We start from the raw sequence: 25,785 nt of genomic DNA, 5'->3' as shown, positions 1-25,785 counted from the left end.
CCCCCCCCGCCCGCCGCACCCGCGAGACCGTCCCCCTCGGCAACGAGGAGTGCGCCTTCTCGTACCGCCACAGCCGCTTCAAGGCCGACCCCGAGCGCTACGTCGTCCTGCGGGTGCGCTTCGCGCTGGAGGACGCGGGCGGCCTCTCCGGGCCCGTCAAGTACGCCGAGACGGCCCGCGTCCTCGGTGTCGCGCCGGGCGACCGGGTACCGCTGGCCACGGCCCGCGAGACGGTGCTGAAGCTCCGCGCGGGCAAGGGCATGGTCCTGGACCCCGAGGACCACGACACCTGGTCGGCCGGCTCCTTCTTCACCAACCCGATCCTCGACGACGAGGCGTTCGCCGCATTCCGTACGCGTGTGCGGGAGCGGCTCGGTGAGGACGCCGAGGCCCCGGCCTACCCGGCCGGCCCGGGCCACACCAAGACCTCCGCGGCCTGGCTGATCGACAAGGCCGGCTTCACCAAGGGGTACGGCAGCGGCCCCGCCCGCATCTCCACCAAGCACACCCTCGCCCTCACCAACCGGGGCGACGCCACCACGGAGGACCTTCTGGCGCTCGCCCGCGAGGTCGTCGCCGGAGTGCACGAGGCCTTCGGGATCACGCTGGTCAACGAGCCGGTCACGGTGGGCGTGAGCCTGTAGTCCCCGCAATCCCCGTTGCCGCCCGGCACACGCACCCGCGATCATGGGTCCGTGAGGCCGACCGCATGCGCATGAGACTGCGTCGGTTCCGTCCGCGCACGGGGCCGCGTGAGCATCGTGTGGTCCAGCCCCTGCACCCCCTGCGGCACACCTCGCTGCGGGCTCCCGAACCCATCGGGCTGCTCCTCGGCGACCACGACGGACTGAACCGGCTCGCCGGCCTGTTCTCCTTCGCCGCGTACTCGCGCCGCACGATCGTCCATGTGCCGCTGCGGGACGGAGTGCCGCCCGACGAAGGAACCGGAGAACCGGCGGACCTCGTCCTGGCCCACCACTCCTACGGGCTGCGGCCCAGCACATGGCCGGAGCTGCGCCGGTCGCTCGGTCCGGGCACGCCCCTGACCGTCCGTACCGACGAGGCGCGTACGGAGCGGGACGCGGCCGCATGGCGCAGGCGCGCGGCGCGCGCGGACTGCCGGGACGAGCTGCGGCACGCCCACCATGCGCGCACGGTGCTCCTCTTCGGCAGCCGGGACGTGTTCGCCGAGGCGGCCGTGAACTGCGCGTACGCGGCGGGCCGGGGGCCACGGCAGAGAGGCGTCGCCAAGGGGCGCACGGCGATGGTGTCGAGCCTCCCCGGGCTCGTGCAGCGGCCCGGCGGCGGGCACCCCGAGGAGATCCTGGTCTGCTTCGAGCCGTATCCGCCCTACGCCCACTTCAAGCGGCCGGGGTGACGCCGCCCGCGGCTGCCCCGGGAGGACCGTCGCCCGCCGCTACGCCGGCGACGTGAGCCAGTCGTCCACCCCCGCCAGCAGCTTCGCCCTCACGTCCTCCGGGGCCGTCGAGCCCCGTACCGACTGGCGGGCCAGTTCGGCCAGTTCCGCGTCCGTGAAGCCGTGGTGGTTCCGCGCGATCTCGTACTGCGCCGCCAGCCGGGAGCCGAACAGCAGGGGGTCGTCCGCGCCCAGCGCCAGGGGGACGCCCGCTTCGAAGAGGGTCCGCAGCGGTACGTCCTCGGGCTTGTCGTAGACGCCCAGTGCCACGTTCGACGCCGGGCACACCTCGCACGTCACCTGGCGGTCCGCGAGCCGCCGCAGCAGCCGCGGGTCCTCCGCCGCCCGCACGCCGTGTCCGATGCGGTGCGCCTCCAGGTCGTCCAGGCAGTCCCGTACCGACGCGGGCCCCGCCAGCTCGCCGCCGTGCGGAGCCGACAGCAGCCCGCCCTCACGCGCGATCGCGAACGCGCGGTCGAAGTCGCGGGCCATCCCGCGCCGCTCGTCGTTGGAGAGGCCGAACCCCACGACCCCCCGGTCCGCGTACCGCACCGCCAGCCGGGCCAGCGTGCGCGCGTCCAGGGGATGCTTCATCCGGTTGGCGGCAACCAGCACCCGCATTCCGATCCCGGTGTCCCGCGTCGCCGCGTCCACCGCGTCCAGGATGATCTCCAGCGCCGGGATCAGCCCGCCCAGCCGGGGCGCGTACGACGTCGGGTCCACCTGGATCTCCAGCCAGCCCGAGCCGTCCCGCACCTCCTCCTCCGCCGCCTCCCGCACCAGCCGCCGGATGTCCTCGGGCTCCCGCAGGCACGAGCGCGCCGCGTCGTACAGCCGCTGGAAGCGGAACCAGCCGCGCTCGTCCGTGGCGCGCAGTCTCGGCGGCTCCCCGCCGGTCAGCGCGTCGGTCAGCGCCTCGGGCAGGCGCACGCCGTACTTGTCGGCCAGCTCCAGCAGGGTGGTGGGCCGCATGGACCCGGTGAAGTGCAGGTGGAGATGGGCTTTCGGCAGCTCAGAGAGATCACGTACACGCTCCATTCGCCGATCCTGCCGCACGTCTCCGCCGCCCCGGTAGCACTTTCCCCTTTCGTGGTCTTGCTCGCACAAACAAACAGGGGCGCACGGGAGGAGACCCGGGCGCCCCTGTGGCGTAAGGACGACGTCAGTCGCGCGCCTCCGCCAGCAGCTTCTGGATCCGGCTCACGCCCTCGACGAGGTCCTCGTCGCCCAGCGCGTACGACAGCCGCAGGTAGCCCGGCGTGCCGAACGCCTCACCCGGCACCACCGCGACCTCGGCCTCCTCCAGGATGAGCGCCGCCAGCTCGACCGAGCTCTGCGGCCGCCTGCCCCGGATCTCCTTGCCGATCAGCGCCTTCACCGAGGGGTAGGCGTAGAACGCGCCCTCGGGCTCCGGGCAGACCACGCCGTCGATCTCGTCGAGCATCCGCACGATGGTCTTCCGCCGGCGGTCGAAGGCCTCGCGCATGGTCGCGACCGCGTCCAGGTCACCGGAGACGGCGGCGAGGGCGGCCACCTGGGCGACGTTGGAGACGTTCGACGTGGCGTGCGACTGGAGGTTGGTCGCGGCCTTCACCACGTCCTTCGGGCCGATGATCCAGCCGACCCGCCAGCCCGTCATCGCGTACGTCTTCGCGACGCCGTTGACCACGATGCACTTGTCGCGCAGCTCGGGCAGGAGCGCGGGCAGCGACACCGACGAGGCGTCGCCGTAGACCAGGTGCTCGTAGATCTCGTCCGTCAGCACCCACAGGCCGTGCTCGACGGCCCAGCGGCCGATCGCCTCGGTCTCGGCCTCGCTGTAGACCGCGCCGGTCGGGTTCGACGGGGAGACGAAGAGGACGACCTTCGTCTTCTCGGTGCGGGCCGCCTCCAGCTGCTCCACGCTCACCCGGTAGCCGGTCGTCTCGTCGGCGACCACCTCGACCGGGACACCGCCGGCCAGCCGGATGGACTCCGGGTAGGTGGTCCAGTACGGCGCCGGGACGATGACCTCGTCGCCCGGGTCGAGGATCGCGGCGAAGGCCTCGTAGATGGCCTGCTTGCCGCCGTTGGTGACCAGGATCTGCGACGGGTCGACCTCGTAGCCGGAGTCGCGCAGCGTCTTGGCGGCGATCGCGGACTTCAGCTCGGGCAGGCCGCCGGCCGGCGTGTAGCGGTGGTACTTGGGGTTCTTGCAGGCCTCGATCGCGGCCTCGACGATGTAGTCCGGCGTCGGGAAGTCGGGTTCACCGGCGCCGAAGCCGATCACCGGTCGCCCGGCGGCCTTGAGGGCCTTGGCCTTGGCGTCCACGGCGAGGGTGGCGGACTCGGAGATCGAGCCGACTCGGGCGGAGACCCGGCGCTCGGTGGGAGGGGTTGCAGCGCTCATGGGCCCATCGTTCCAGACCGGTAACCCCGGCGGCACAACGGTTTCACGTACTGAACAACACCGGGCAAACCCCTGAACACCAGTCCGGATCGACGCCACCGGTCCGCCGCGGACGGGACGATCTTCCGGCGGAGCGGTGCCTCCCGGGTACTTTCTGTTCGACGCCCGGCCCAGGAACACGTACACTCTCACCTCGTTGGCCTTCAGCGGCCCGCGCTCAACCGGTGCACACCAAGCATCCGGTCGGATGCGGTACGTTGGGGACACACAAAGGGTCGTAGCTCAATTGGTAGAGCACTGGTCTCCAAAACCAGCGGTTGGGGGTTCAAGTCCCTCCGGCCCTGCTACACACACCTTCGCCAGGATGTGTGCGCATGTACGTACAGCAATGCACCGCCGTGCGGGCTCTGACCGGGCGCGGCACGGCCACGACCCGGAATCAGGTGAGGACGAGTGACGGACGCCGTGGGCTCCATCGACATGCCTGATGCCCAGGACGAGGCGCCGGACTCCCAGAAGAAGACCCGCAAGGGCGGCAAGCGGGCCAAGAAGGGTCCGCTGAAGCGCCTCGCGCTCTTCTACCGCCAGATCATCTCGGAGCTCCGCAAGGTCGTCTGGCCGACCCGCAACCAGCTGACGTCGTACACGACGGCTGTGATCGTCTTCGTCGTCCTGATGATCGGTCTGATCACCCTGATCGACTATGGCCTCAGTCACGCCGCCAAGTACGTCTTCGGCTGAGCCGAGAGCGAAGAGCGCCGAGGTATCCGGCGCTCCTTTTCGCATGTTCCACCCCTTGTATCCAGGAAGAAGCAGCCACCGTGTCTGACCCGAACGTGAACGACGCCGTTGAGCCTTACGGCGAAGGGGCCGAGTCCGCCGAGGACGCGCTCGCCGCCGTCGAGGGCGCGGACGTCGAGGACACCGAGGCCTCCGACGAGGCCGAGGCTGCCGACACCACCGCGGACGAGAGCGCCGAGGCGGACGAGACCACCGAGGCCGAGGAAGCGGCCGAGGAGGCCGAAGAGCCCGAGGACGACCGCGACCCGGTCGAGAAGCTCCGCGAGGAACTGCGGACGCTGCCCGGCGAGTGGTACGTCATCCACACGTACGCGGGTTACGAGAACCGGGTGAAGACCAACCTGGAGCAGCGCGCCGTCTCGCTGAACGTCGAGGACTACATCTTCCAGGCCGAGGTGCCGCAGGAAGAGGTCGTCCAGATCAAGAACGGTGACCGCAAGACGATCAAGCAGAACAAGCTCCCGGGCTACGTCCTGGTCCGCATGGACCTGACGAACGAGTCCTGGGGCGTCGTCCGCAACACCCCCGGTGTCACCGGCTTCGTGGGCAACGCCTACGACCCGTACCCGCTGACGCTGGACGAGATCGTCAAGATGCTCGCCCCGGAGGCCGAGGAGAAGGCCGCCCGCGAGGCCGCCGAGGCCGAGGGCAAGCCGGCCCCGCAGCGCAAGGTCGAGGTCCAGGTGCTGGACTTCGAGGTCGGCGACTCGGTCACCGTCACCGACGGCCCGTTCGCCACGCTGCAGGCGACCATCAACGAGATCAACCCCGACTCCAAGAAGGTCAAGGGCCTGGTGGAGATCTTCGGCCGCGAGACCCCGGTCGAGCTCTCCTTCGACCAGATCCAGAAGAACTAGCCCTTCCGGCACACAGCTTCCGAACAGGTCAGGCGGGCGTGCGAGCGTCCGTCTGACCTGCTCGGTTTTTGGCCGCGCATCTATACCCGTTATCGTTGTGCGGTATGCCTGCGTCCGGGTTGTCCCCATGACGCGGGCAGGACCCGAATCGAAAGGACCCGGAGAGCCATGCCTCCCAAGAAGAAGAAGGTCACGGGGCTCATCAAGCTCCAGATCCAGGCCGGTGCCGCGAACCCGGCCCCGCCGGTCGGCCCCGCGCTGGGTCAGCACGGCGTGAACATCATGGAGTTCTGCAAGGCCTACAACGCCGCGACCGAGTCGCAGCGCGGCTGGGTCATCCCGGTGGAGATCACGGTCTACGAGGACCGTTCCTTCACCTTCGTCACCAAGACCCCGCCGGCCGCGAAGATGATCCTCAAGGCCGCGGGTGTGGAGAAGGGCTCCGGCGAGCCGCACAAGACCAAGGTCGCGAAGATCACCGCCGACCAGGTCCGCGAGATCGCCACGACCAAGATGCCCGACCTCAACGCCAACGACCTGGACGCCGCGTCGAAGATCATCGCCGGCACCGCCCGTTCCATGGGCATCACGGTCGAGGGCTGACCTCCACCCCCGTAAGCCAAGCAGTAGTGGAAGGGCCGGCTCGGCCCGGACCACGACTCCTCAGATTCCACAGGAGCTTTCAGTGAGCAAGCGCAGCAAGTCTCTCCGCGCTGCGGACGCCAAGATCGACCGGGAGAAGCTGTACGCCCCGCTCGAGGCCGTCCGTCTCGCCAAGGAGACGTCCACGACCAAGTTCGACGGCACCGTCGAGGTCGCCTTCCGCCTGGGTGTCGACCCGCGCAAGGCCGACCAGATGGTCCGTGGCACCGTGAACCTCCCGCACGGCACCGGTAAGACCGCCCGGGTCCTGGTCTTCGCGACCGGTGACCGTGCCGAGGCCGCGCGTGCCGCGGGTGCCGACATCGTCGGCGCCGACGAGCTGATCGACGAGGTGTCGAAGGGCCGTCTGGACTTCGACGCCGTCGTCGCCACCCCGGACCTCATGGGCAAGGTCGGCCGCCTCGGCCGCGTGCTCGGTCCCCGTGGCCTGATGCCGAACCCGAAGACCGGCACCGTGACCCCGGACGTCACCAAGGCCGTCAACGACATCAAGGGCGGCAAGATCGAGTTCCGCGTCGACAAGCACTCGAACCTGCACTTCATCATCGGCAAGACGTCGTTCGACGACACCAAGCTGGTGGAGAACTACGCCGCGGCGCTGGAGGAGATCCTCCGTCTGAAGCCGTCCGCCGCCAAGGGCCGCTACATCAAGAAGGCCGCCATCACCACCACGATGGGCCCCGGCATTCCGCTCGACTCCAACCGCACCCGCAACCTCCTCGTCGAGGAGGACCCGGCCGCCGTCTGAGCCGGGCGGGCCGGACGACCGGCCCGTGCACACCGCGGAGAACCCGTCCCCGCGCCTCGTCCGAGGCGCGGGGACGGGTTTTTTCGTACGACAGTGTCAGTGGCGTGGGTTACCTTTCTTCTGACTTCACAGGTGTGACACAGCGAAACAACCAGGGGTGGGATTCATGGGCATGGCCGCATGGAAGCGCGCGGGTGTCTGTCTGACGGCCGCGGCCGTCGTCGCGGGCGTCGCGGGCTGTCAGGACGGCGACGGGGGCGGGACGAAGAAGAAGGCCGCCGACTCGACGGAGTCCGAGGTCCAGACGCAGAACGAGATGACGAAGGTCCTCCAGGCGGCCTTCAAGAACACCTCGGAGGCCAAGTCCTCCAAGGTCCGGATGACCATGACGATGCCGGCCGGGGTGGACGGCGGCGGCACCGTGGAGCTCTCCGGCGTGCAGGGCTGGGACCCGGCCGTGATGGACGTCACCATGAAGGGCTCCGCGCTCGCGGCGGGCGACCCGGACGCGCCCGAGCGGATCCGCATGATCATGCTCGACAACGCCATGTACATGGACATGGGGGCGAAGCAGGCCGCCGAGATGGACGGCAAGCGCTGGATGAAGATGGACTTCGCCGCCATCGCCGAGGCGTCCGGCGACGCCGAGATCCAGAAGCAGATGACCAGTGGCCTGGAGAACATGAACCAGGACCCGGCACAGCAGCTCGCCCTGCTGCTGGAGTCGCCGAACCTGAAGCACGTCGGCCCGGAGAAGGTCGACGGCGTCCAGACGCAGCGCTACAAGGGCACGTTGAGCTTCGACGAGATGGTCGACGCCAACGAGTCCTTCGACCTGCTCTCCGAGGAGGAGCGCGAGGAGCTGACCGCCAACGTCAAGAAGGCGGGGCTGAAGGGCTACGACACCGAGGTCTGGGTCAACGAGGACAACTACCCGGTCAAGATGGTCGTCGGCATGAAGATGCCCCAGGGCACGATGAACATGACGGCGAACTACTCCGACTACGGCGCCAAGGCCGAGGTGGAGGCCCCGCCGGCGGCGGAGACCTTCGACCTCATGGAGATGCTGAAGGAGCTGGAGGACCTCGGGGCGGACTCCGGGGCCGATCTCGGCGCCTGACGCTCCCGATGCCTCCGATCGGCCGATTTGCTTGACGCCGATCCGTTCGCGTACTCTTCCACGGAAGCCAAAGACCGCTGGTCGTTGCCGTGCGCTCGTCAGAGTTCACGGTGGCCGAAGGATCCGCTGAACTGCGGACGACCCGCGCAGGTGTCAGTGGAAGAGTTCCCGGAGCCCGCTGCCGTAAGGGCGCGAGTGACCGGTTGAGCTACGCCCCGTGCGCCTGCGCCGGGGCGTTTCGTTTTCCCCAGTCCTCCTTCGGGTCCGCGCGGTCCGAATCACCCGGAAGGAGGCCGAGGCTCTATGGCGAGGCCCGACAAGGCTGCCGCGGTGGCCGAGTTGACGGACCAGTTCCGCAACTCCAGCGCCGCCGTGCTGACCGAGTACCGCGGTCTCACCGTGGCCCAGCTCAAGCAGCTGCGCCGTTCGCTCGGTGAGAACGCCCAGTACGCCGTGGTGAAGAACACGCTGACCAAGATTGCGGCCAACGAGGCCGGGATCTCGACGCTGGACGACCTGTTCAACGGTCCGACGGCAGTCGCCTTCGTCACCGGTGACCCGGTGGAGTCGGCGAAGGGTCTTCGTGACTTCGCCAAGGACAACCCGAATCTCGTCATCAAGGGCGGTGTCCTTGACGGCAAGGCGCTGTCCGCCGACGAGATCAAGAAGCTTGCGGACCTCGAGTCCCGCGAGGTTCTGCTCGCCAAGCTGGCGGGCGCTTTCAAGGGCAAGCAGACGCAGACTGCTCAGCTCTTCCAGGCGCTCCCCTCGAAGCTCGTCCGCACCGTGGACGCGCTCCGTGCCAAGCAGGACGAGCAGGGCGGTGCCGAGTAATTCGGCTCGCTTTCCGATCCTCGCCGCACGCACCGCATGAGGTGAGGGTCGTTGCGGGCCCGACGTACGCCCGCCTCACCCCGTACATCCGGCACCTGCCGATTTAGTGGAAGGACCGCCATCATGGCGAAGCTCAGCCAGGAAGACCTGCTCGCGCAGTTCGAGGAGATGACCCTCATCGAGCTCTCCGAGTTCGTGAAGGCCTTCGAGGACAAGTTCGACGTCACCGCCGCCGCCGCGGTCGCCGCCGTCGCCGCCCCGGGTGCCCCGGGTGCCCCGACCGAGGCCGCTGAGGAGAAGGACGAGTTCGACGTCATCCTCACCGGTGCCGGCGACAAGAAGATCCAGGTCATCAAGGTCGTGCGTGAGCTGACCTCCCTGGGTCTGAAGGAGGCCAAGGACCTCGTGGACGGCGCCCCGAAGCCCGTCCTCGAGAAGGTCGCCAAGGACGCCGCCGAGAAGGCCGCCGAGTCCCTCAAGGGCGCCGGCGCCTCCGTCGAGGTCAAGTAACACCTCCGGGGTCCCCACGGGTCCCCTGCGCGTCCCCAGGGACGTGTAACGCTCAAGCGCTGAGGAGCGATCATCCATCCGGGTGGTCGCTCCTCGGCGTATGAGGGGTCCGGCGGCGGCTGCCTTGCACCCGTGACGGCGGGGAGTAAGGTGATCTTCGTTGTGCCTCCGGGGACCGCGAAGATCTGCCTGGTGGCGGACGGTTCCGGCAAGGGGGGCCTTGACGAACCGCACGCAGCGCGCAATTCTCAGGACGCGTCGCCACAAGGATCCGGATCCGAGGCATGGATCGGCGGCAAAGAGGGCAGTATGAACGTGCGTTGAGGGCAGCGCCGTGTCGCAGGAGTTGAGAAGAACGAGGGCCTCCACCGGTTCCGTAAACCGGCATTGGACATCAGTGTGCCAAATGGCTACACTGACCCTTTGCGCTGCCTGTTAGCTGTCCCCTGCCCGTCACCAGGGGCATGCCCTCACTCGAGCACCGACGACTAGATCATCTCTGACCTGGGATGTCTGTCTCTCTGCCCAGTGGGGGGCCGGTACGCGCGTAGTGAGTCCGAGCCCTCGGAAGGACCCCCTCTTGGCCGCCTCGCGCAACGCCTCGACCGCGAATACGAACAACGGTGCCAGCACCGCCCCGCTGCGCATCTCCTTTGCAAAGATCAAGGAGCCTCTCGAGGTTCCGAACCTGCTCGCGCTGCAGACCGAAAGCTTCGACTGGCTGCTCGGGAACACCGCTTGGCAGAGTCGGGTCGAGGAGGCTCTCGAGAACGGGCACGACGTCCCCACCAAGTCCGGTCTGGAGGAGATCTTCGAAGAGATCTCCCCGATCGAGGACTTCTCCGGGTCGATGTCGCTGACCTTCCGCGACCACCGCTTCGAGCCGCCGAAGAACTCCATCGACGAGTGCAAGGAGCGCGACTTCACGTACGCGGCCCCGCTCTTCGTCACCGCCGAGTTCACCAACAACGAGACCGGCGAGATCAAGTCCCAGACCGTCTTCATGGGCGACTTCCCGCTCATGACGAACAAGGGCACGTTCGTCATCAACGGCACCGAGCGTGTCGTGGTGTCGCAGCTCGTCCGTTCGCCCGGCGTCTACTTCGACTCCTCCATCGACAAGACGTCCGACAAGGACATCTTCTCCGCCAAGATCATCCCGTCCCGGGGTGCCTGGCTGGAGATGGAGATCGACAAGCGCGACATGGTCGGTGTCCGCATCGACCGCAAGCGCAAGCAGTCCGTCACCGTCCTCCTGAAGGCGCTCGGCTGGACCACCGAGCAGATCCTCGAGGAGTTCGGCGAGTACGAGTCCATGCGCGCCACCCTGGAGAAGGACCACACCCAGGGCCAGGACGACGCGCTGCTCGACATCTACCGCAAGCTGCGTCCGGGCGAGCCCCCCACGCGTGAGGCCGCGCAGACGCTGCTGGAGAACCTGTACTTCAACCCCAAGCGCTACGACCTCGCCAAGGTCGGCCGCTACAAGGTGAACAAGAAGCTCGGCGGGGACGAGCCGCTGGACGCCGGCGTGCTCACCACCGACGACATCATCGCCACCATCAAGTACCTGGTGAAGCTGCACGCCGGTGAGACCGAGACGGTCGGCGAGTCCGGTCGCTCGATCATGGTCGAGACCGACGACATCGACCACTTCGGCAACCGTCGTATCCGCAACGTCGGCGAGCTGATCCAGAACCAGGTCCGTACGGGTCTCGCCCGTATGGAGCGCGTCGTGCGCGAGCGCATGACCACCCAGGACGTCGAGGCGATCACGCCGCAGACCCTGATCAACATCCGGCCGGTCGTCGCCTCCATCAAGGAGTTCTTCGGCACCAGCCAGCTCTCGCAGTTCATGGACCAGAACAACCCGCTGTCGGGGCTGACGCACAAGCGTCGTCTGAACGCCCTCGGCCCGGGTGGTCTCTCCCGTGAGCGGGCCGGCTTCGAGGTCCGTGACGTGCACCCGTCGCACTACGGCCGCATGTGCCCGATCGAGACGCCGGAAGGCCCGAACATCGGTCTGATCGGTTCGCTCGCCTCGTACGGCCGGATCAACCCGTTCGGCTTCATCGAGACGCCGTACCGCAAGGTCGTCGAGGGCCAGGTCACCGACGAGGTCGACTACCTGACCGCCGACGAGGAGGACCGCTTCGTCATCGCGCAGGCCAACGCGCCGCTCAACGACGAGATGCGGTTCGTGGAGAACCGGATCCTGGTCCGCCGCCGTGGCGGCGAGGTCGACTACGTCCCCGGTGACGACGTCGACTACATGGACGTCTCGCCGCGCCAGATGGTGTCGGTCGCGACCGCCATGATCCCGTTCCTCGAGCACGACGACGCCAACCGTGCCCTCATGGGCGCGAACATGATGCGCCAGGCCGTGCCGCTGATCAAGAGCGAGTCCCCGCTCGTCGGCACCGGCATGGAGTACCGCTCCGCCGTCGACGCCGGCGACGTGGTCAAGGCCGAGAAGGACGGTGTGGTCCAGGAGGTCTCCGCGGACTACATCACCACCGCCAACGACGACGGCACGTACATCACGTACCGCCTGGCCAAGTTCTCCCGCTCCAACCAGGGCACCTCGGTCAACCAGAAGGTCATCGTCAACGAGGGCGACCGGATCATCACCGGCCAGGTCCTCGCCGACGGCCCGGCCACCGAGAACGGCGAGATGGCGCTCGGCAAGAACCTGCTGGTCGCGTTCATGCCGTGGGAGGGTCACAACTACGAGGACGCGATCATCCTGTCGCAGCGCCTCGTGCAGGACGACGTCCTCTCCTCGATCCACATCGAGGAGCACGAGGTCGACGCCCGTGACACCAAGCTCGGCCCCGAGGAGATCACCCGGGACATCCCGAACGTCTCCGAGGAGGTCCTCGCCGACCTCGACGAGCGCGGCATCATCCGCATCGGTGCCGAGGTCATCGCCGGTGACATCCTCGTCGGCAAGGTCACGCCCAAGGGTGAGACCGAGCTGACCCCCGAGGAGCGCCTGCTGCGCGCGATCTTCGGCGAGAAGGCCCGTGAGGTCCGTGACACCTCGCTGAAGGTGCCGCACGGCGAGACCGGCAAGGTCATCGGCGTGCGCGTCTTCGACCGCGAGGAGGGCGACGAGCTTCCCCCCGGTGTCAACCAGCTGGTGCGCGTCTACGTCGCGCAGAAGCGCAAGATCACCGACGGTGACAAGCTCGCCGGCCGCCACGGCAACAAGGGCGTCATCTCCAAGATCAACCCGATCGAGGACATGCCCTTCCTGGAGGACGGCACCCCGGTCGACATCATCCTCAACCCGCTGGGTGTCCCGTCCCGAATGAACCCGGGACAGGTCCTGGAGATCCACCTCGGCTGGCTCGCCAGCCGCGGCTGGGACGTCTCCGGCCTCGCGGAGGAGTGGGCCGAGCGGCTCCAGGCCATCGGCGCCGACAAGGTCGAGCCCGGCACCAACGTCGCCACCCCGGTCTTCGACGGTGCGCGTGAGGACGAGCTCGCGGGTCTGCTCCAGCACACCATCCCGAACCGCGACGGCGAGCGCATGGTGCTCCCGTCCGGCAAGGCACGGCTGTACGACGGCCGCTCGGGCGAGCCGTTCCCGGAGCCGATCTCGGTCGGCTACATGTACATCCTGAAGCTGCACCACCTGGTCGACGACAAGCTGCACGCGCGTTCGACCGGCCCGTACTCCATGATCACCCAGCAGCCGCTGGGTGGTAAGGCTCAGTTCGGTGGCCAGCGGTTCGGCGAGATGGAGGTGTGGGCACTCGAGGCGTACGGCGCCGCCTACGCGCTCCAGGAGCTGCTGACCATCAAGTCCGACGACGTCACCGGCCGCGTGAAGGTCTACGAGGCCATCGTCAAGGGCGAGAACATCCCCGAGCCCGGCATCCCCGAGTCCTTCAAGGTCCTCATCAAGGAGATGCAGTCCCTGTGCCTGAACGTGGAGGTGCTGTCCAGCGACGGTATGTCCATCGAGATGCGTGACACCGACGAGGACGTCTTCCGCGCTGCGGAGGAGCTCGGCATCGACCTGTCCCGGCGCGAGCCGAGCAGCGTCGAAGAGGTCTGACGGGAGCGGGGCGGCCCGGTGAACTCCGGGCCGCCCGCCCCAGGACCCCCGTTTCAGACCCCAAGACTTACAACCCTGAGAGGGATTGACGCATAGTGCTCGACGTCAACTTCTTCGACGAGCTCCGGATCGGCCTGGCCACCGCTGACGACATCCGTCAGTGGAGCCACGGCGAGGTCAAGAAGCCCGAGACCATCAACTACCGCACCCTCAAGCCCGAGAAGGACGGACTCTTCTGCGAGAAGATCTTCGGTCCGACCCGGGACTGGGAGTGCTACTGCGGCAAGTACAAGCGCGTCCGCTTCAAGGGCATCATCTGTGAGCGCTGTGGCGTCGAGGTCACGCGCGCCAAGGTGCGCCGCGAGCGGATGGGCCACATCGAACTGGCCGCTCCCGTCACGCACATCTGGTACTTCAAGGGCGTTCCGTCGCGCCTCGGCTACCTGCTCGACCTCGCCCCGAAGGACCTGGAGAAGGTCATCTACTTCGCGGCGTACATGATCACGTACGTCGACGAGGAGCGCCGCACCCGCGACCTGCCCTCGCTGGAGGCCCACGTCTCCGTCGAGCGCCAGCAGGTCGAGAACCGCCGCGACGCCGACCTGGAGGCCCGCGCCAAGAAGCTCGAGACCGACCTGGCCGAGCTGGAGGCCGAGGGTGCCAAGGCCGACGTGCGCCGCAAGGTGCGCGAGGGCGCCGAGCGCGAGATGAAGCAGCTGCGCGACCGCGCGCAGCGCGAGATCGACCGCCTCGACGAGGTGTGGACCCGGTTCAAGAACCTCAAGGTCCAGGACCTCGAGGGCGACGAGCTGCTCTACCGCGAGCTGCGTGACCGCTTCGGCACGTACTTCGACGGCTCGATGGGTGCCGCGGCGCTGCAGAAGCGCCTGGAGTCCTTCGACCTGGAGGAGGAGGCCGAGCGTCTCCGCGAGATCATCCGCACCGGCAAGGGCCAGAAGAAGACCCGTGCGCTCAAGCGGCTGAAGGTCGTCTCCGCGTTCCTGCAGACGTCCAACAGCCCCAAGGGCATGGTGCTCGACTGCGTGCCGGTCATCCCGCCGGACCTGCGTCCGATGGTGCAGCTGGACGGTGGCCGCTTCGCGACCTCCGACCTGAACGACCTGTACCGCCGTGTCATCAACCGCAACAACCGCCTGAAGCGGCTTCTCGACCTCGGCGCGCCCGAGATCATCGTGAACAACGAGAAGCGCATGCTCCAGGAGGCCGTGGACGCGCTCTTCGACAACGGCCGTCGTGGCCGCCCGGTGACGGGCCCCGGCAACCGTCCGCTGAAGTCGCTGTCCGACATGCTCAAGGGCAAGCAGGGCCGCTTCCGTCAGAACCTGCTCGGCAAGCGAGTCGACTACTCGGCGCGTTCCGTGATCGTCGTCGGCCCGCAGCTCAAGCTGCACCAGTGCGGTCTGCCGAAGGCGATGGCGCTGGAGCTCTTCAAGCCGTTCGTGATGAAGCGCCTGGTCGACCTGAACCACGCGCAGAACATCAAGTCGGCCAAGCGCATGGTCGAGCGCGGCCGCACGGTCGTGTACGACGTGCTGGAAGAGGTCATCGCGGAGCACCCGGTTCTGCTGAACCGTGCGCCCACGCTGCACCGCCTCGGCATCCAGGCCTTCGAGCCGCAGCTGGTCGAGGGCAAGGCCATCCAGATCCACCCGCTCGTGTGCACCGCGTTCAACGCGGACTTCGACGGTGACCAGATGGCCGTGCACCTGCCGCTGTCCGCGGAGGCGCAGGCCGAGGCCCGCATCCTGATGCTGTCCTCGAACAACATCCTCAAGCCGGCCGACGGCCGCCCGGTGACGATGCCGACCCAGGACATGGTCCTCGGTCTGTTCTTCCTCACCACCGACGGCGAGATGCGCGACCTCAAGGGCGAGGGCCGTTCCTTCGCCTCGGTCGCGGAGGCGATCATGGCCTTCGACGCGGGCGAGCTGTCGCTCCAGTCGAGGATCGACGTCCGCTTCCCGGTCGGCACCATCCCGCCGCGCGGCTGGACCCCGCCGGCGCGCGAGGAGGGTGAGCCCGAGTGGCAGCAGGGTGACAGCTTCCGGCTGAACACCACCCTGGGCCGCGCGCTCTTCAACGAGCTGCTGCCCGAGGACTACCCGTTCGTCGACTACGAGGTCGGCAAGAAGCAGCTCTCCGAGATCGTCAACGACCTCGCCGAGCGCTACCCGAAGGTCATCGTGGCGGCGACGCTCGACAACCTGAAGGCGTCCGGCTTCTTCTGGGCCACCCGCTCCGGCGTCACCGTCGCCATCTCCGACGTCGTCGTCCCCGAGGCGAAGAAGGAGATCGTCCGCGGCTACGAGGCGCAGGACGAGAAGGTCCAGAAGCAGTACGAGCGCGGTCTGATCACCAAGGACGAGCGCACGCAGGAGCTCATCAACATCTGGACCAAGGCGACCAACGAGGTCGCCGAGGCGATGAACGACAACTTCCCGAAGACCAACCCGATCTTCATGATGGTGAACTCGGGCGCACGAGGCAACATGATGCAGATGCGTCAGATCGCCGGTATGCGTGGTCTGGTGTCGAACGCGAAGAACGAGACGATCCCGCGTCCGATCAAGGCGTCGTTCCGTGAGGGCCTGTCCGTGCTGGAGTACTTCATCTCCACGCACGGTGCCCGTAAGGGTCTGGCGGACACCGCTCTGCGTACCGCCGACTCGGGTTACCTCACCCGTCGTCTGGTCGACGTCTCCCAGGACGTCATCATCCGCGAGGAGGACTGCGGCACCGACCGCGGTCTGCGTCTCAAGATCGCGAGCCGGGACGAGACGGGCGTGCTCCGCAAGGAGGGCGACGTCGAGACCTCCGTGTACGCGCGCTGCCTCGCCGAGGACATCGTGGTCGACGGACAGGTGCTGGCCCCGGCCGGCACCGACCTGGGCGACGTCCTCATCGAGGAGCTCGTCTCCCGCGGCGTCGAGGAGGTCAAGACCCGCTCGGTCCTGACCTGCGAGTCCGCCGTCGGTACCTGCGCGATGTGCTACGGCCGTTCGCTGGCCACCGGCAAGCTGGTCGACATCGGTGAGGCGGTCGGCATCATCGCCGCCCAGTCCATCGGTGAGCCCGGTACCCAGCTGACGATGCGTACCTTCCACACCGGTGGTGTGGCCGGTGACGACATCACCCAGGGTCTGCCCCGTGTCGTCGAGCTCTTCGAGGCCCGTACGCCGAAGGGTGTCGCCCCGATCTCCGAGGCCTCCGGCCGCGTGCGGATCGAGGAGACCGAGAAGACCAAGAAGATCGTCGTCACCCCGGACGACGGCAGCGACGAGACGGCGTTCCCGATCTCGAAGCGCGCCAAGGTCCTGGTCGGCGAGGGCGACCACGTCGAGGTGGGCCAGCAGCTCACCGTGGGTGCCACCAACCCGCACGACGTGCTGCGCATCCTGGGTCAGCGTGCCGTCCAGGTCCACCTGGTCGGCGAGGTCCAGAAGGTCTACAACTCGCAGGGTGTGTCGATCCACGACAAGCACATCGAGATCATCATCCGGCAGATGCTGCGCCGTGTGACGATCATCGAGTCCGGCGACGCCGAGCTGCTGCCCGGCGAGCTGGTCGAGCGCTCCAAGTTCGAGACCGAGAACCGTCGTGTGGTCCAGGAGGGCGGTCACCCGGCCTCCGGTCGTCCGCAGCTGATGGGTATCACCAAGGCCTCGCTGGCGACGGAGTCCTGGCTGTCGGCCGCCTCCTTCCAGGAGACGACCCGAGTCCTGACGGACGCGGCGATCAACGCCAAGTCCGACAGCCTCATCGGCCTCAAGGAGAACGTCATCATCGGTAAGCTCATCCCGGCCGGTACGGGTCTGTCCCGCTACCGCAACATCCGGGTCGAGCCGACCGAGGAGGCCAAGGCCGCGATGTACTCGGCCGTCGGCTACGACGACATCGACTACTCGCCGTTCGGCACGGGCTCCGGCCAGGCCGTTCCGCTGGAGGACTACGACTACGGTCCGTACAACCAGTAAGGCGTACGTCTGAAGCACCGAGGGGCGGTCACTCCGTACGGGGTGGCCGCCCCTCGGCGTCGTGTGCCGAACCCGTGCCGGAACGGCCGTCCGCGTGCATCATGGAGGGACCCGGTGTGACGGGGGAGATGGTGCTCGGTGTCGTATTCGCCGTATCCGCAGTGGCAGCCCTGGCAGCAGGGGCACGGTGTGCCGCAGCCGTGGGGCGGGCAGGCCGCCCCCTCGATGCGTGCCTCGCACGCCGACCGGGAGCGGGCCGTGGACGTCCTCAGAGCCGGGTACGGGGAGGGCAGGCTGGAGAAGCCCGAGTTCGACCGGAGGGTCGCGCGGGCGTACGCCGCCCGTACGGTGGGGGAGCTGGCGCTGCTGGTGGCCGACCTGCCGCAGGGGCCCGTACCGCATGTGGTGCCCGCCGTGCCGGCGGTGTTCCGGCCGGTGCCCCGGGCGCGGGTGAACGGCAAGGCGGTCGCCTCCGCCGTCTGCGGCGGGCTCTGCCTGGTCACCTTCGGGTTCACCGGCATCCCGGCGGTGATCCTGGGGCACATGGCGCGGGCCGAGATCGCGCGCACGGGGGAGGAGGGCGACGGGCTGGCACTGACCGGTCTGGCGCTCGGCTGGCTGGCGAACGGGGCGTGGGTGGTCCTGATGCTGCTGTCGTTCGCGCTCGCGCTGGCCACCGGTTGACAACCGGGGACCGGTGTGTTCCGCCCGGCGGGGCGGGCCGGGCCCATTTGTTTTGACCGCAGCGAATGCGATAGGTACGCTCAGACCTTGTGCCTGGGGTGTGCCCTGGCCTTCGTGCGTGCCATCACACCGCACCGGGGGCCGATGAACGGCCACCGTGATCCACACGTTCTTTCCGCCTCGCTGCGGAAGTTCGCGGGATTCGACACACCCGACCGCGTGGGTCGGTGACGTTCCAGGTTAGCTTCACCATTCGGCACACAGAAACCGGAGAAGTAGTGCCTACGATCCAGCAGCTGGTCCGCAAGGGCCGGCAGGACAAGGTCGAGAAGAACAAGACGCCCGCACTCGAGGGTTCCCCTCAGCGTCGTGGCGTCTGCACGCGTGTGTTCACGACCACCCCGAAGAAGCCGAACTCGGCCCTGCGTAAGGTCGCGCGTGTGCGTCTGACCAGCGGCATCGAGGTCACGGCCTACATCCCGGGTGAGGGACACAACCTGCAGGAGCACTCCATCGTGCTCGTGCGCGGCGGCCGTGTGAAGGACCTGCCGGGTGTTCGCTACAAGATCATCCGCGGTTCCCTCGACACCCAGGGTGTCAAGAACCGCAAGCAGGCTCGCAGCCGTTACGGCGCCAAGAAGGAGAAGTAAGAATGCCTCGTAAGGGCCCCGCCCCGAAGCGCCCGGTCATCATCGACCCGGTCTACGGTTCTCCTCTGGTGACCTCCCTGATCAACAAGGTGCTGCTCAACGGCAAGCGCTCCACCGCCGAGCGCATCGTCTACGGCGCCATGGAGGGTCTGCGTGAGAAGACGGGCAACGACCCGATCATCACGCTGAAGCGCGCGCTGGAGAACATCAAGCCGACCCTCGAGGTCAAGTCCCGCCGTGTCGGTGGTGCGACGTACCAGGTTCCGATCGAGGTCAAGCCCGGTCGCGCCAACACGCTCGCGCTGCGCTGGCTGGTCGGTTACTCCCGCGCCCGTCGCGAGAAGACCATGACCGAGCGTCTGCTCAACGAGCTTCTCGACGCCTCCAACGGCCTGGGTGCCGCTGTGAAGAAGCGCGAGGACACGCACAAGATGGCCGAGTCCAACAAGGCCTTCGCGCACTACCGCTGGTAGTCGCTACCCACATCGAGACCGAGAGAAGACTGAAGCCTTATGGCTACCACTTCACTTGACCTGGCCAAGGTCCGCAACATCGGGATCATGGCCCACATCGACGCGGGCAAGACGACCACCACCGAGCGGATCCTGTTCTACACCGGTGTGTCGTACAAGATCGGTGAGGTCCACGACGGCGCCGCCACCATGGACTGGATGGAGCAGGAGCAGGAGCGTGGCATCACGATCACGTCCGCTGCCACCACCTGTCACTGGCCGCTCGAGGACAACGACTACACGATCAACATCATCGACACCCCCGGGCACGTCGACTTCACCGTCGAGGTGGAGCGCTCCCTGCGCGTGCTCGACGGTGCCGTGACCGTGTTCGACGGTGTCGCCGGTGTCGAGCCGCAGTCCGAGACGGTGTGGCGTCAGGCCGACCGTTACGGCGTCCCGCGCATCTGCTTCGTCAACAAGCTGGACCGTACCGGCGCCGAGTTCCACCGCTGCGTGGACATGATCTCGGACCGCCTGGGCGCCCAGCCGCTCGTCATGCAGCTCCCGATCGGTGCCGAGGCCGACTTCCAGGGCGTCGTGGACCTGGTCCGCATGAAGGCGCTCGTGTGGTCCGCCGAGGCCGCCAAGGGCGAGATGTACGACATCGTCGACATCCCGGCCACGCACACCGAGGCCGCCGAGGAGTGGCGCGGCAAGCTGGTCGAGGCCGTCGCCGAGAACGACGAAGAGATCATGGAGCTGTACCTGGAGGGCCAGGAGCCCACCGAGGAGCAGCTGTACGCCGCGATCCGTCGCATCACCATCGCGTCCGGCAAGTCCAGCGACACCACGGTCACCCCGGTGTTCTGCGGTACCGCGTTCAAGAACAAGGGCGTCCAGCCCCTGCTCGACGCGGTCGTGCGCTACCTGCCGACCCCGCTCGACGTCGAGGCCATCGAGGGTCACGACCCGAAGGACGCCGAGACCGTCGTCAGGCGCAAGCCGTCCGAGGACGAGCCGCTCGCGGCCCTCGCGTTCAAGATCATGAGTGACCCGCACCTCGGCAAGCTCACCTTCGTCCGGGTCTACTCGGGCCGCCTGGAGTCCGGCACCGCCGTGCTGAACTCCGTCAAGGGCAAGAAGGAGCGCATCGGCAAGATCTACCGCATGCACGCCAACAAGCGTGAGGAGATCGAGTCGGTGGGCGCCGGCGACATCGTCGCCGTCATGGGCCTGAAGCAGACCACCACCGGTGAGACGCTGTCCGACGACAAGAACCCGGTCATCCTGGAGTCCATGGACTTCCCGGCGCCGGTCATCCAGGTCGCCATCGAGCCCAAGTCGAAGGGCGACCAGGAGAAGCTGGGCGTCGCGATCCAGCGTCTGGCCGAGGAGGACCCGTCCTTCCAGGTCCACTCGGACGAGGAGACGGGCCAGACCATCATCGGTGGTATGGGCGAGCTGCACCTCGAGGTGCTGGTCGACCGTATGCGCCGTGAGTTCAAGGTCGAGGCCAACGTCGGCAAGCCCCAGGTCGCCTACCGCGAGACGATCCGCAAGGCCGTCGAGCGCGTGGACTACACCCACAAGAAGCAGACCGGTGGTACCGGTCAGTTCGCCAAGGTGCAGATCGCGATCGAGCCGATCGAGGGCGGCGACGCCTCGTACGAGTTCGTGAACAAGGTGACCGGTGGCCGCATCCCGAAGGAGTACATCCCTTCGGTGGACGCCGGTGCGCAGGAGGCCATGCAGTTCGGCATCCTGGCCGGCTACGAGATGACGGGCGTCCGCGTCACGCTCATCGACGGTGGCTACCACGAGGTCGACTCCTCCGAGCTCGCCTTCAAGATCGCCGGTTCGCAGGCCTTCAAGGAGGCCGCGCGCAAGGCTTCGCCCGTGCTCCTGGAGCCGATGATGGCCGTCGAGGTCACCACGCCCGAGGACTACATGGGTGAGGTCATCGGCGACATCAACTCCCGCCGTGGCCAGATCCAGGCCATGGAGGAGCGGGCCGGTGCCCGCGTCGTGAAGGGTCTCGTGCCCCTCTCGGAGATGTTCGGCTACGTCGGCGACCTGCGCAGCAAGACGTCCGGCCGCGCCAGCTACTCCATGCAGTTCGACTCCTACGCCGAGGTTCCGCGGAACGTCGCCGAGGAGATCATCGCGAAGGCCAAGGGCGAGTGACGGACTCCGTTTAACGGACCCGCCGCACACGCTTTAGGCTTGACCCCGGAGCCTGCAGGGGACATTCCGCCGTCACCCGGTGGAATGTCCCGGGCCCGGGTTTCCCAGCAAAGATCACCTGGCGCCGATGAAGTAAGGCGTACAGAACCACTCCACAGGAGGACCCCAGTGGCGAAGGCGAAGTTCGAGCGGACTAAGCCGCACGTCAACATCGGCACCATCGGTCACATCGACCACGGTAAGACGACCCTCACGGCCGCCATTACCAAGGTGCTGCACGACGCGTACCCGGACCTGAACGAGGCCTCGGCCTTCGACCAGATCGACAAGGCTCCCGAAGAGCGCCAGCGCGGTATCACCATCTCCATCGCGCACGTCGAGTACCAGACCGAGACGCGTCACTACGCCCACGTCGACTGCCCCGGTCACGCGGACTACATCAAGAACATGATCACGGGTGCGGCGCAGATGGACGGCGCCATCCTCGTGGTCGCCGCCACCGACGGCCCGATGCCGCAGACCAAGGAGCACGTGCTCCTGGCCCGCCAGGTCGGCGTTCCGTACATCGTCGTCGCCCTGAACAAGGCCGACATGGTGGACGACGAGGAGATCCTGGAGCTCGTCGAGCTCGAGGTCCGTGAGCTGCTCTCCGAGTACGAGTTCCCGGGCGACGACCTGCCGGTCGTCAAGGTCTCCGCGCTCAAGGCCCTCGAGGGCGACAAGGAGTGGGGCAACTCCGTCCTCGAGCTGATGAAGGCCGTGGACGAGAACATCCCGCAGCCCGAGCGTGACGTCGACAAGCCGTTCCTGATGCCGATCGAGGACGTCTTCACGATCACCGGTCGTGGCACCGTCGTCACCGGTCGTATCGAGCGTGGTGTCCTCAAGGTCAACGAGACCGTCGACATCGTGGGCATCAAGCCGGAGAAGACCACCACCACGGTCACCGGCATCGAGATGTTCCGCAAGCTGCTCGACGAGGGCCAGGCCGGTGAGAACGTCGGTCTGCTGCTCCGCGGCATCAAGCGCGAGGACGTCGAGCGCGGCCAGGTCATCATCAAGCCCGGTTCGGTCACCCCGCACACCGAGTTCGAGGCCCAGGCCTACATCCTGTCGAAGGACGAGGGTGGCCGTCACACCCCCTTCTTCAACAACTACCGCCCGCAGTTCTACTTCCGTACGACGGACGTGACCGGCGTCGTGACCCTCCCCGAGGGCACCGAGATGGTCATGCCGGGTGACAACACCGAGATGAAGGTGGAGCTCATCCAGCCCGTCGCCATGGAGGAGGGCCTGAAGTTCGCCATCCGTGAGGGTGGCCGGACCGTGGGCGCCGGCCAGGTCACCAAGATCAACAAGTGAGCTTGCTGATCTGACCTGGTAGCTCCTGCCGCGAGCACCTGAGAGGGCCCGTACGACTTCGGTCGTACGGGCCCTTTCGCCTGTGCGGCGCTTGTGGGCGTCAACGCGGTGCCGGGCGGGTCGCTCGGTCGCGTGAACGGTGCCGCATATGTAGGTGGCGTATGCCATTGCGTCCGTAGGTTCGCCTCATGGTCAGCTCATCCCATGAGGCCCTGCACCGGATCTTCCAGGAAGACCCAGGTCTCTTCGCCCGCGCCGCCAGGAACCTCGGCGCCACCTTCCCTCCGCCCCTCTCCACGGTCGAGCTCTCCACCGACCTGACGGAGACTCGGCCGTTGGAGCGCCGGGTGGACACGTTGCTGCAGATGAACACCGAGGACGGCAGTTTCCTCCTCGCAGTCGAGTCACAGAGCGAGCCGGACCCGCGCAAGCCCGCGAGCTGGGCGTACTACCTCGCGTACGCGTACGCCAAGTACCGCATCCCGCCGGTACTCCTGGTCGTCTGCGCGGACCGGGGGACGGCCACGTGGACGGCCCGACAGTTCGACATCGGTCCCCGGCCGTGGCCCTCGCTCACCCTGCGCCCTCTCGTCCTGGGGCCCGACGACGTGCCGGTGATCGCCAGCCCCGACGAGGCCGCCCGCGACATTCCGCTCACGGTCCTGTCAGCGGCGCTGCACCGCCGGGATCCGGACGCCGATGCCATACTGAACGCGCTGGCAAAGGCACTGAAAGGCCTGTCCGCCGACGACGAGAGCACCGCAGCCACCTACATCGAACTCATGGAACAAGGCCTCGGCAAGACGCCGGCCGCGGAAATCTGGAGGCACCTCATGGCCGTCGACCTTTCTTTCTTCCAGTCGCAGACCGCCCAGCAACTCCGGGCCGAGGGGGAGACGAAGGGCCGGGCGGAGGCCGTCCTGGTTCTGCTGGGTCACCGGGGTGTCGAGGTCAGCGAGGAGGACCGGGAGCGAATCATCGGCTGCGGTGACCCTGACGTACTGGACCAGTGGCTCAAGCGGGCCCTCACCGCGACGTCGACGGCGGAGGTCTTCGCGTCGGCCGGTGAGGCGGGGCTCGCGGACTGATGGACCTTTCTTTCTTCCAGTCGCAGACCGCCCAGCAACTCCGGGCCGAGGGGGAGACGAAGGGCCGGGTGGAGGGCCGGGCAGAGGGCCGGGTGGAGGGCCGGGCGGAGGCCGTCCTGGTTCTGCTGGGTCACCGGGGTGTCGAGGTCAGCGAGGAGGACCGGGAGCGAATCATCGGCTGCGGTGACCCTGACGTACTGGACCAGTGGCTCAAGCGGGCCCTCACCGCGACGTCGACGGCGGAGGTCTTCGAGGGCGAGTCGGACTGAGCCTGCTCAGTGGGGCGGCGCCGTCCCGAAGGCATCGCCGTCGCTCCCCGCCGCGAAACCCAGGTCGGCCTCGGCAGACTCCAGGGTGCCGGGTCCGGCCCCGTGGACCGGGAGCGGGCCGAGGCGGCCGTCGGGAGGCGCCTGCCGGCGGGCTACGCGGAGCACGTCCACCGGTTCGGTCCCGGTGATGTCGACGAGTACCTCATCGTCCGCGTACCGGGCCCGGGCACCTGTGGCAGGTGCCGTGGGCGGAATCCGACGGGGGCGACAAGTTCCTCTGGACCACGAACGGGACCGACCCGCGGCAGTGGCCCGTCACCGTCGCCTCCCGCAACGGCGGCCGGTGGCACTACGAGGGCGGTGCCGTGCAGTTCCTCGCCGGGTACTGCGACGGCGGCCTGGAGCCCTGGGGGCTTCCCCCGGTCGGCCGTGAGGTCGCCCTTCCGTGAGCACGCCCGGCCCCGGGCGCGCCGTTGGAGCGCGCGCCCGGGGCCGGACTTCCCCCCGTCGGGAAGGTCAGCTCACGCCCGCTGCCACAGCGCCGGGACGTTCGGCGGCTCCCAGCCGGTCTGGGCCTGGTGGCCCTGGAGGCAGCGGTAGGTGGCGCCGCCGTACGTCACCGTGTCGCCCGGCTGGTAGACGGTGCCCGCGGCCCAGGTGCCTCCTGGCTCCTCCTCCCCGGGCGGCTCCTCGTCGTCGCCGGTCGTCCTCAGGGTGAGGCCGAAGTTCTGGAGCAGCGGGTTGATCGGCTGGAAGAACGTCGTACCGCCGCTGCCGCAGTTGCCCGAACCGCCCGAGGTGACGCCCTGAGCCTGGCTGCCGGAGATGTACGAGCCGCCCGAGTCGCCCGGCTCGGCGCACACCGTGGTCTGCGTCACGCCGGTGATGGTGCCCTCGGGGTAGGTCACGCTGGTGTTCAGCACCTGGACGGTGCCGCAGTGCCAGCCGGTGGTGGAGCCGGAGCGGCAGACCGAGGCGCCGACCGGGGCCTGCGTGGAACCGGTGACCTGGACGTTCTGGCCGCCCTGGCCCTTCACGTAGGGGGTCGCCGTCCACTGGGAGTTGGTGGCCACCCACGCCATGTCCCGGCCCGGGAAGACCGAGCCCTGGAAGGTGCCCTGGGCCACCCGGTTGTGGCCGCTCGTGCTGTCACCGGTCCGCCCGCAGTGACCGGCGGTGGCGTAGCCCTGCTGGGTGCCCCTGGTGACGGGGAAGCCGATCGAGCAGCGGCCGCTGTTGTTGATGTAGTACGCCTCGCCGCCCCGCAGGTCGTACAGCGCGCGGGGCCGGTCGGCCGACTTCTCGATCCGGGTGAGGGAGCGGTCGACGCCGGCCGCCGACAGGAGGGCGCGGGCGGCGGAGGGGCGTACCGCCTGGACGACCACCGTGTTCGTGCGGACGTCCACGTACCAGACGGGGGCGTCGGTGGTGTCGTTGCGCTCGGCCGCCCGGTCCAGGCGGGACTTGGCCGCGTCCAGAGCGGTCAGGGAGTGGCGTACGACGGTGGCCTCGGCGCCCCGCGCCTCGATGGCCGGGATGTCGCGGGTGTCGGTCGTCGCCACGGTCAGGGTGCCGGATTCGGCGCCGTGCACCCAGGCGCCCGCGAAGTCGGCGCCGAGCGCCGCGCGCAGGCGGCCCGCCGTCGCTCCGGCCTCCGCCTCGTTGGCCAGGCGCCGCTCGGCCTGCGCCCGGT

At 68.1% G+C, this 25,785-nt stretch carries 22 protein-coding genes and 1 tRNA gene; 20 read left to right on the top strand and 3 right to left on the bottom strand.

Going from position 1 to position 25,785, the window contains the following annotated elements:
- Positions 1-644 (top strand): UDP-N-acetylmuramate dehydrogenase (locus B7767_RS00240; RefSeq protein WP_085570279.1); only part of this gene is annotated, 644 nt, incomplete at its 5' end.
- Positions 645-709: 65 nt separating this feature from the next.
- Positions 710-1,378 (top strand): hypothetical protein, encoded by a 669-nt coding sequence (locus B7767_RS00235; RefSeq protein ID WP_085570278.1) that lies wholly within the window; start codon positions 710-712, stop codon positions 1,376-1,378.
- A gap of 39 nt (positions 1,379-1,417) precedes the next feature.
- Here the strand turns inward: B7767_RS00235 and B7767_RS00230 are convergent, their stop codons facing one another.
- Both B7767_RS00230 and B7767_RS00225 read right to left on the bottom strand, forming a co-directional pair.
- Complete coding sequence (locus B7767_RS00230; protein ID WP_085570277.1) at positions 1,418-2,455, bottom strand: adenosine deaminase; 1,038 nt, start codon at positions 2,453-2,455, stop codon at positions 1,418-1,420.
- Between the two features lie 124 nt (positions 2,456-2,579).
- The gene (locus B7767_RS00225) at positions 2,580-3,806 is read right to left on the bottom strand and encodes a pyridoxal phosphate-dependent aminotransferase (protein ID WP_085570276.1); all 1,227 of its coding nucleotides are present in this window, start codon (positions 3,804-3,806) and stop codon (positions 2,580-2,582) included.
- A gap of 271 nt (positions 3,807-4,077) precedes the next feature.
- Between B7767_RS00225 and B7767_RS00220 the strand changes: the two genes are divergently transcribed.
- From B7767_RS00220 to B7767_RS00130, 18 genes are all read left to right on the top strand, one after another.
- Positions 4,078-4,150 (top strand) — tRNA-Trp (locus B7767_RS00220).
- Between the two features lie 109 nt (positions 4,151-4,259).
- The gene (secE, locus tag B7767_RS00215; protein WP_085570275.1) at positions 4,260-4,547 is read left to right on the top strand and encodes a preprotein translocase subunit SecE; all 288 of its coding nucleotides are present in this window, start codon (positions 4,260-4,262) and stop codon (positions 4,545-4,547) included.
- A gap of 80 nt (positions 4,548-4,627) precedes the next feature.
- Positions 4,628-5,464, top strand: a complete 837-nt coding sequence (nusG, locus tag B7767_RS00210) for a transcription termination/antitermination protein NusG (RefSeq protein ID WP_085570274.1) — start codon at positions 4,628-4,630, stop codon at positions 5,462-5,464.
- 168 nt (positions 5,465-5,632) lie between these two features.
- Positions 5,633-6,067, top strand: a complete 435-nt coding sequence (gene rplK, locus B7767_RS00205; protein WP_073932788.1) for a 50S ribosomal protein L11 — start codon at positions 5,633-5,635, stop codon at positions 6,065-6,067.
- Between the two features lie 82 nt (positions 6,068-6,149).
- The gene (rplA, locus tag B7767_RS00200) at positions 6,150-6,875 is read left to right on the top strand and encodes a 50S ribosomal protein L1 (RefSeq protein ID WP_004927356.1); all 726 of its coding nucleotides are present in this window, start codon (positions 6,150-6,152) and stop codon (positions 6,873-6,875) included.
- Between the two features lie 166 nt (positions 6,876-7,041).
- Positions 7,042-7,995 carry a hypothetical protein gene (locus B7767_RS00195; RefSeq protein WP_085570273.1) on the top strand — a complete coding sequence of 318 codons (954 nt, stop codon included), beginning with the start codon at positions 7,042-7,044 and terminating at the stop codon, positions 7,993-7,995.
- Positions 7,996-8,298: 303 nt separating this feature from the next.
- A complete protein-coding gene (gene rplJ / locus B7767_RS00190) occupies positions 8,299-8,829 on the top strand; it encodes a 50S ribosomal protein L10 (protein ID WP_085570272.1) in 531 nt (176 codons plus the stop codon).
- 123 nt (positions 8,830-8,952) lie between these two features.
- Positions 8,953-9,339, top strand: a complete 387-nt coding sequence (gene rplL, locus B7767_RS00185) for a 50S ribosomal protein L7/L12 (RefSeq protein WP_085570271.1) — start codon at positions 8,953-8,955, stop codon at positions 9,337-9,339.
- Between the two features lie 580 nt (positions 9,340-9,919).
- Complete coding sequence (rpoB, locus tag B7767_RS00175) at positions 9,920-13,405, top strand: DNA-directed RNA polymerase subunit beta (protein WP_085570270.1); 3,486 nt, start codon at positions 9,920-9,922, stop codon at positions 13,403-13,405.
- Positions 13,406-13,500: 95 nt separating this feature from the next.
- The gene (locus B7767_RS00170; RefSeq protein ID WP_085570269.1) at positions 13,501-17,400 is read left to right on the top strand and encodes a DNA-directed RNA polymerase subunit beta'; all 3,900 of its coding nucleotides are present in this window, start codon (positions 13,501-13,503) and stop codon (positions 17,398-17,400) included.
- 138 nt (positions 17,401-17,538) lie between these two features.
- On the top strand, positions 17,539-18,084 hold the full coding sequence (locus tag B7767_RS00165) for a DUF1707 and DUF4190 domain-containing protein (protein ID WP_085570268.1): 546 nt from the start codon (positions 17,539-17,541) through the stop codon (positions 18,082-18,084).
- Between the two features lie 278 nt (positions 18,085-18,362).
- Entirely contained in the window at positions 18,363-18,734 is a 372-nt protein-coding gene (gene rpsL / locus B7767_RS00160; protein ID WP_003948652.1) for a 30S ribosomal protein S12, read from the top strand.
- 2 nt (positions 18,735-18,736) lie between these two features.
- Positions 18,737-19,207 carry a 30S ribosomal protein S7 gene (rpsG, locus tag B7767_RS00155; RefSeq protein ID WP_003992340.1) on the top strand — a complete coding sequence of 157 codons (471 nt, stop codon included), beginning with the start codon at positions 18,737-18,739 and terminating at the stop codon, positions 19,205-19,207.
- Positions 19,208-19,246: 39 nt separating this feature from the next.
- A complete protein-coding gene (gene fusA, locus B7767_RS00150) occupies positions 19,247-21,373 on the top strand; it encodes an elongation factor G (protein ID WP_085570267.1) in 2,127 nt (708 codons plus the stop codon).
- Positions 21,374-21,541: 168 nt separating this feature from the next.
- Positions 21,542-22,735, top strand: coding sequence for an elongation factor Tu (gene tuf / locus B7767_RS00145; RefSeq protein ID WP_016434619.1), 1,194 nt, complete (start codon positions 21,542-21,544; stop codon positions 22,733-22,735).
- 188 nt (positions 22,736-22,923) lie between these two features.
- The gene (locus B7767_RS00140) at positions 22,924-23,823 is read left to right on the top strand and encodes a hypothetical protein (protein ID WP_085570266.1); all 900 of its coding nucleotides are present in this window, start codon (positions 22,924-22,926) and stop codon (positions 23,821-23,823) included.
- A complete protein-coding gene (locus tag B7767_RS00135; RefSeq protein WP_085570265.1) occupies positions 23,823-24,092 on the top strand; it encodes a hypothetical protein in 270 nt (89 codons plus the stop codon). Before B7767_RS00140 ends, B7767_RS00135 begins: the two co-directional genes overlap by 1 nt.
- A 239-nt stretch (positions 24,093-24,331) precedes the next feature.
- Positions 24,332-24,541, top strand: coding sequence for a hypothetical protein (locus tag B7767_RS00130; RefSeq protein ID WP_085570264.1), 210 nt, complete (start codon positions 24,332-24,334; stop codon positions 24,539-24,541).
- A gap of 72 nt (positions 24,542-24,613) precedes the next feature.
- Here B7767_RS00130 and B7767_RS00125 read toward each other — a convergent pair.
- The coding region (locus B7767_RS00125; RefSeq protein ID WP_107485711.1) for an alpha-lytic protease prodomain-containing protein at positions 24,614-25,785 on the bottom strand (1,172 nt) is incomplete at its 5' end.

The organism is Streptomyces sp. 13-12-16 (assembly GCF_002114215.1).
GTDB lineage: Bacteria > Actinomycetota > Actinomycetes > Streptomycetales > Streptomycetaceae > Streptomyces.
Note: the sequence above shows the minus strand (reverse complement) of the source record. Positions and strands in the feature narration are given on the sequence as shown.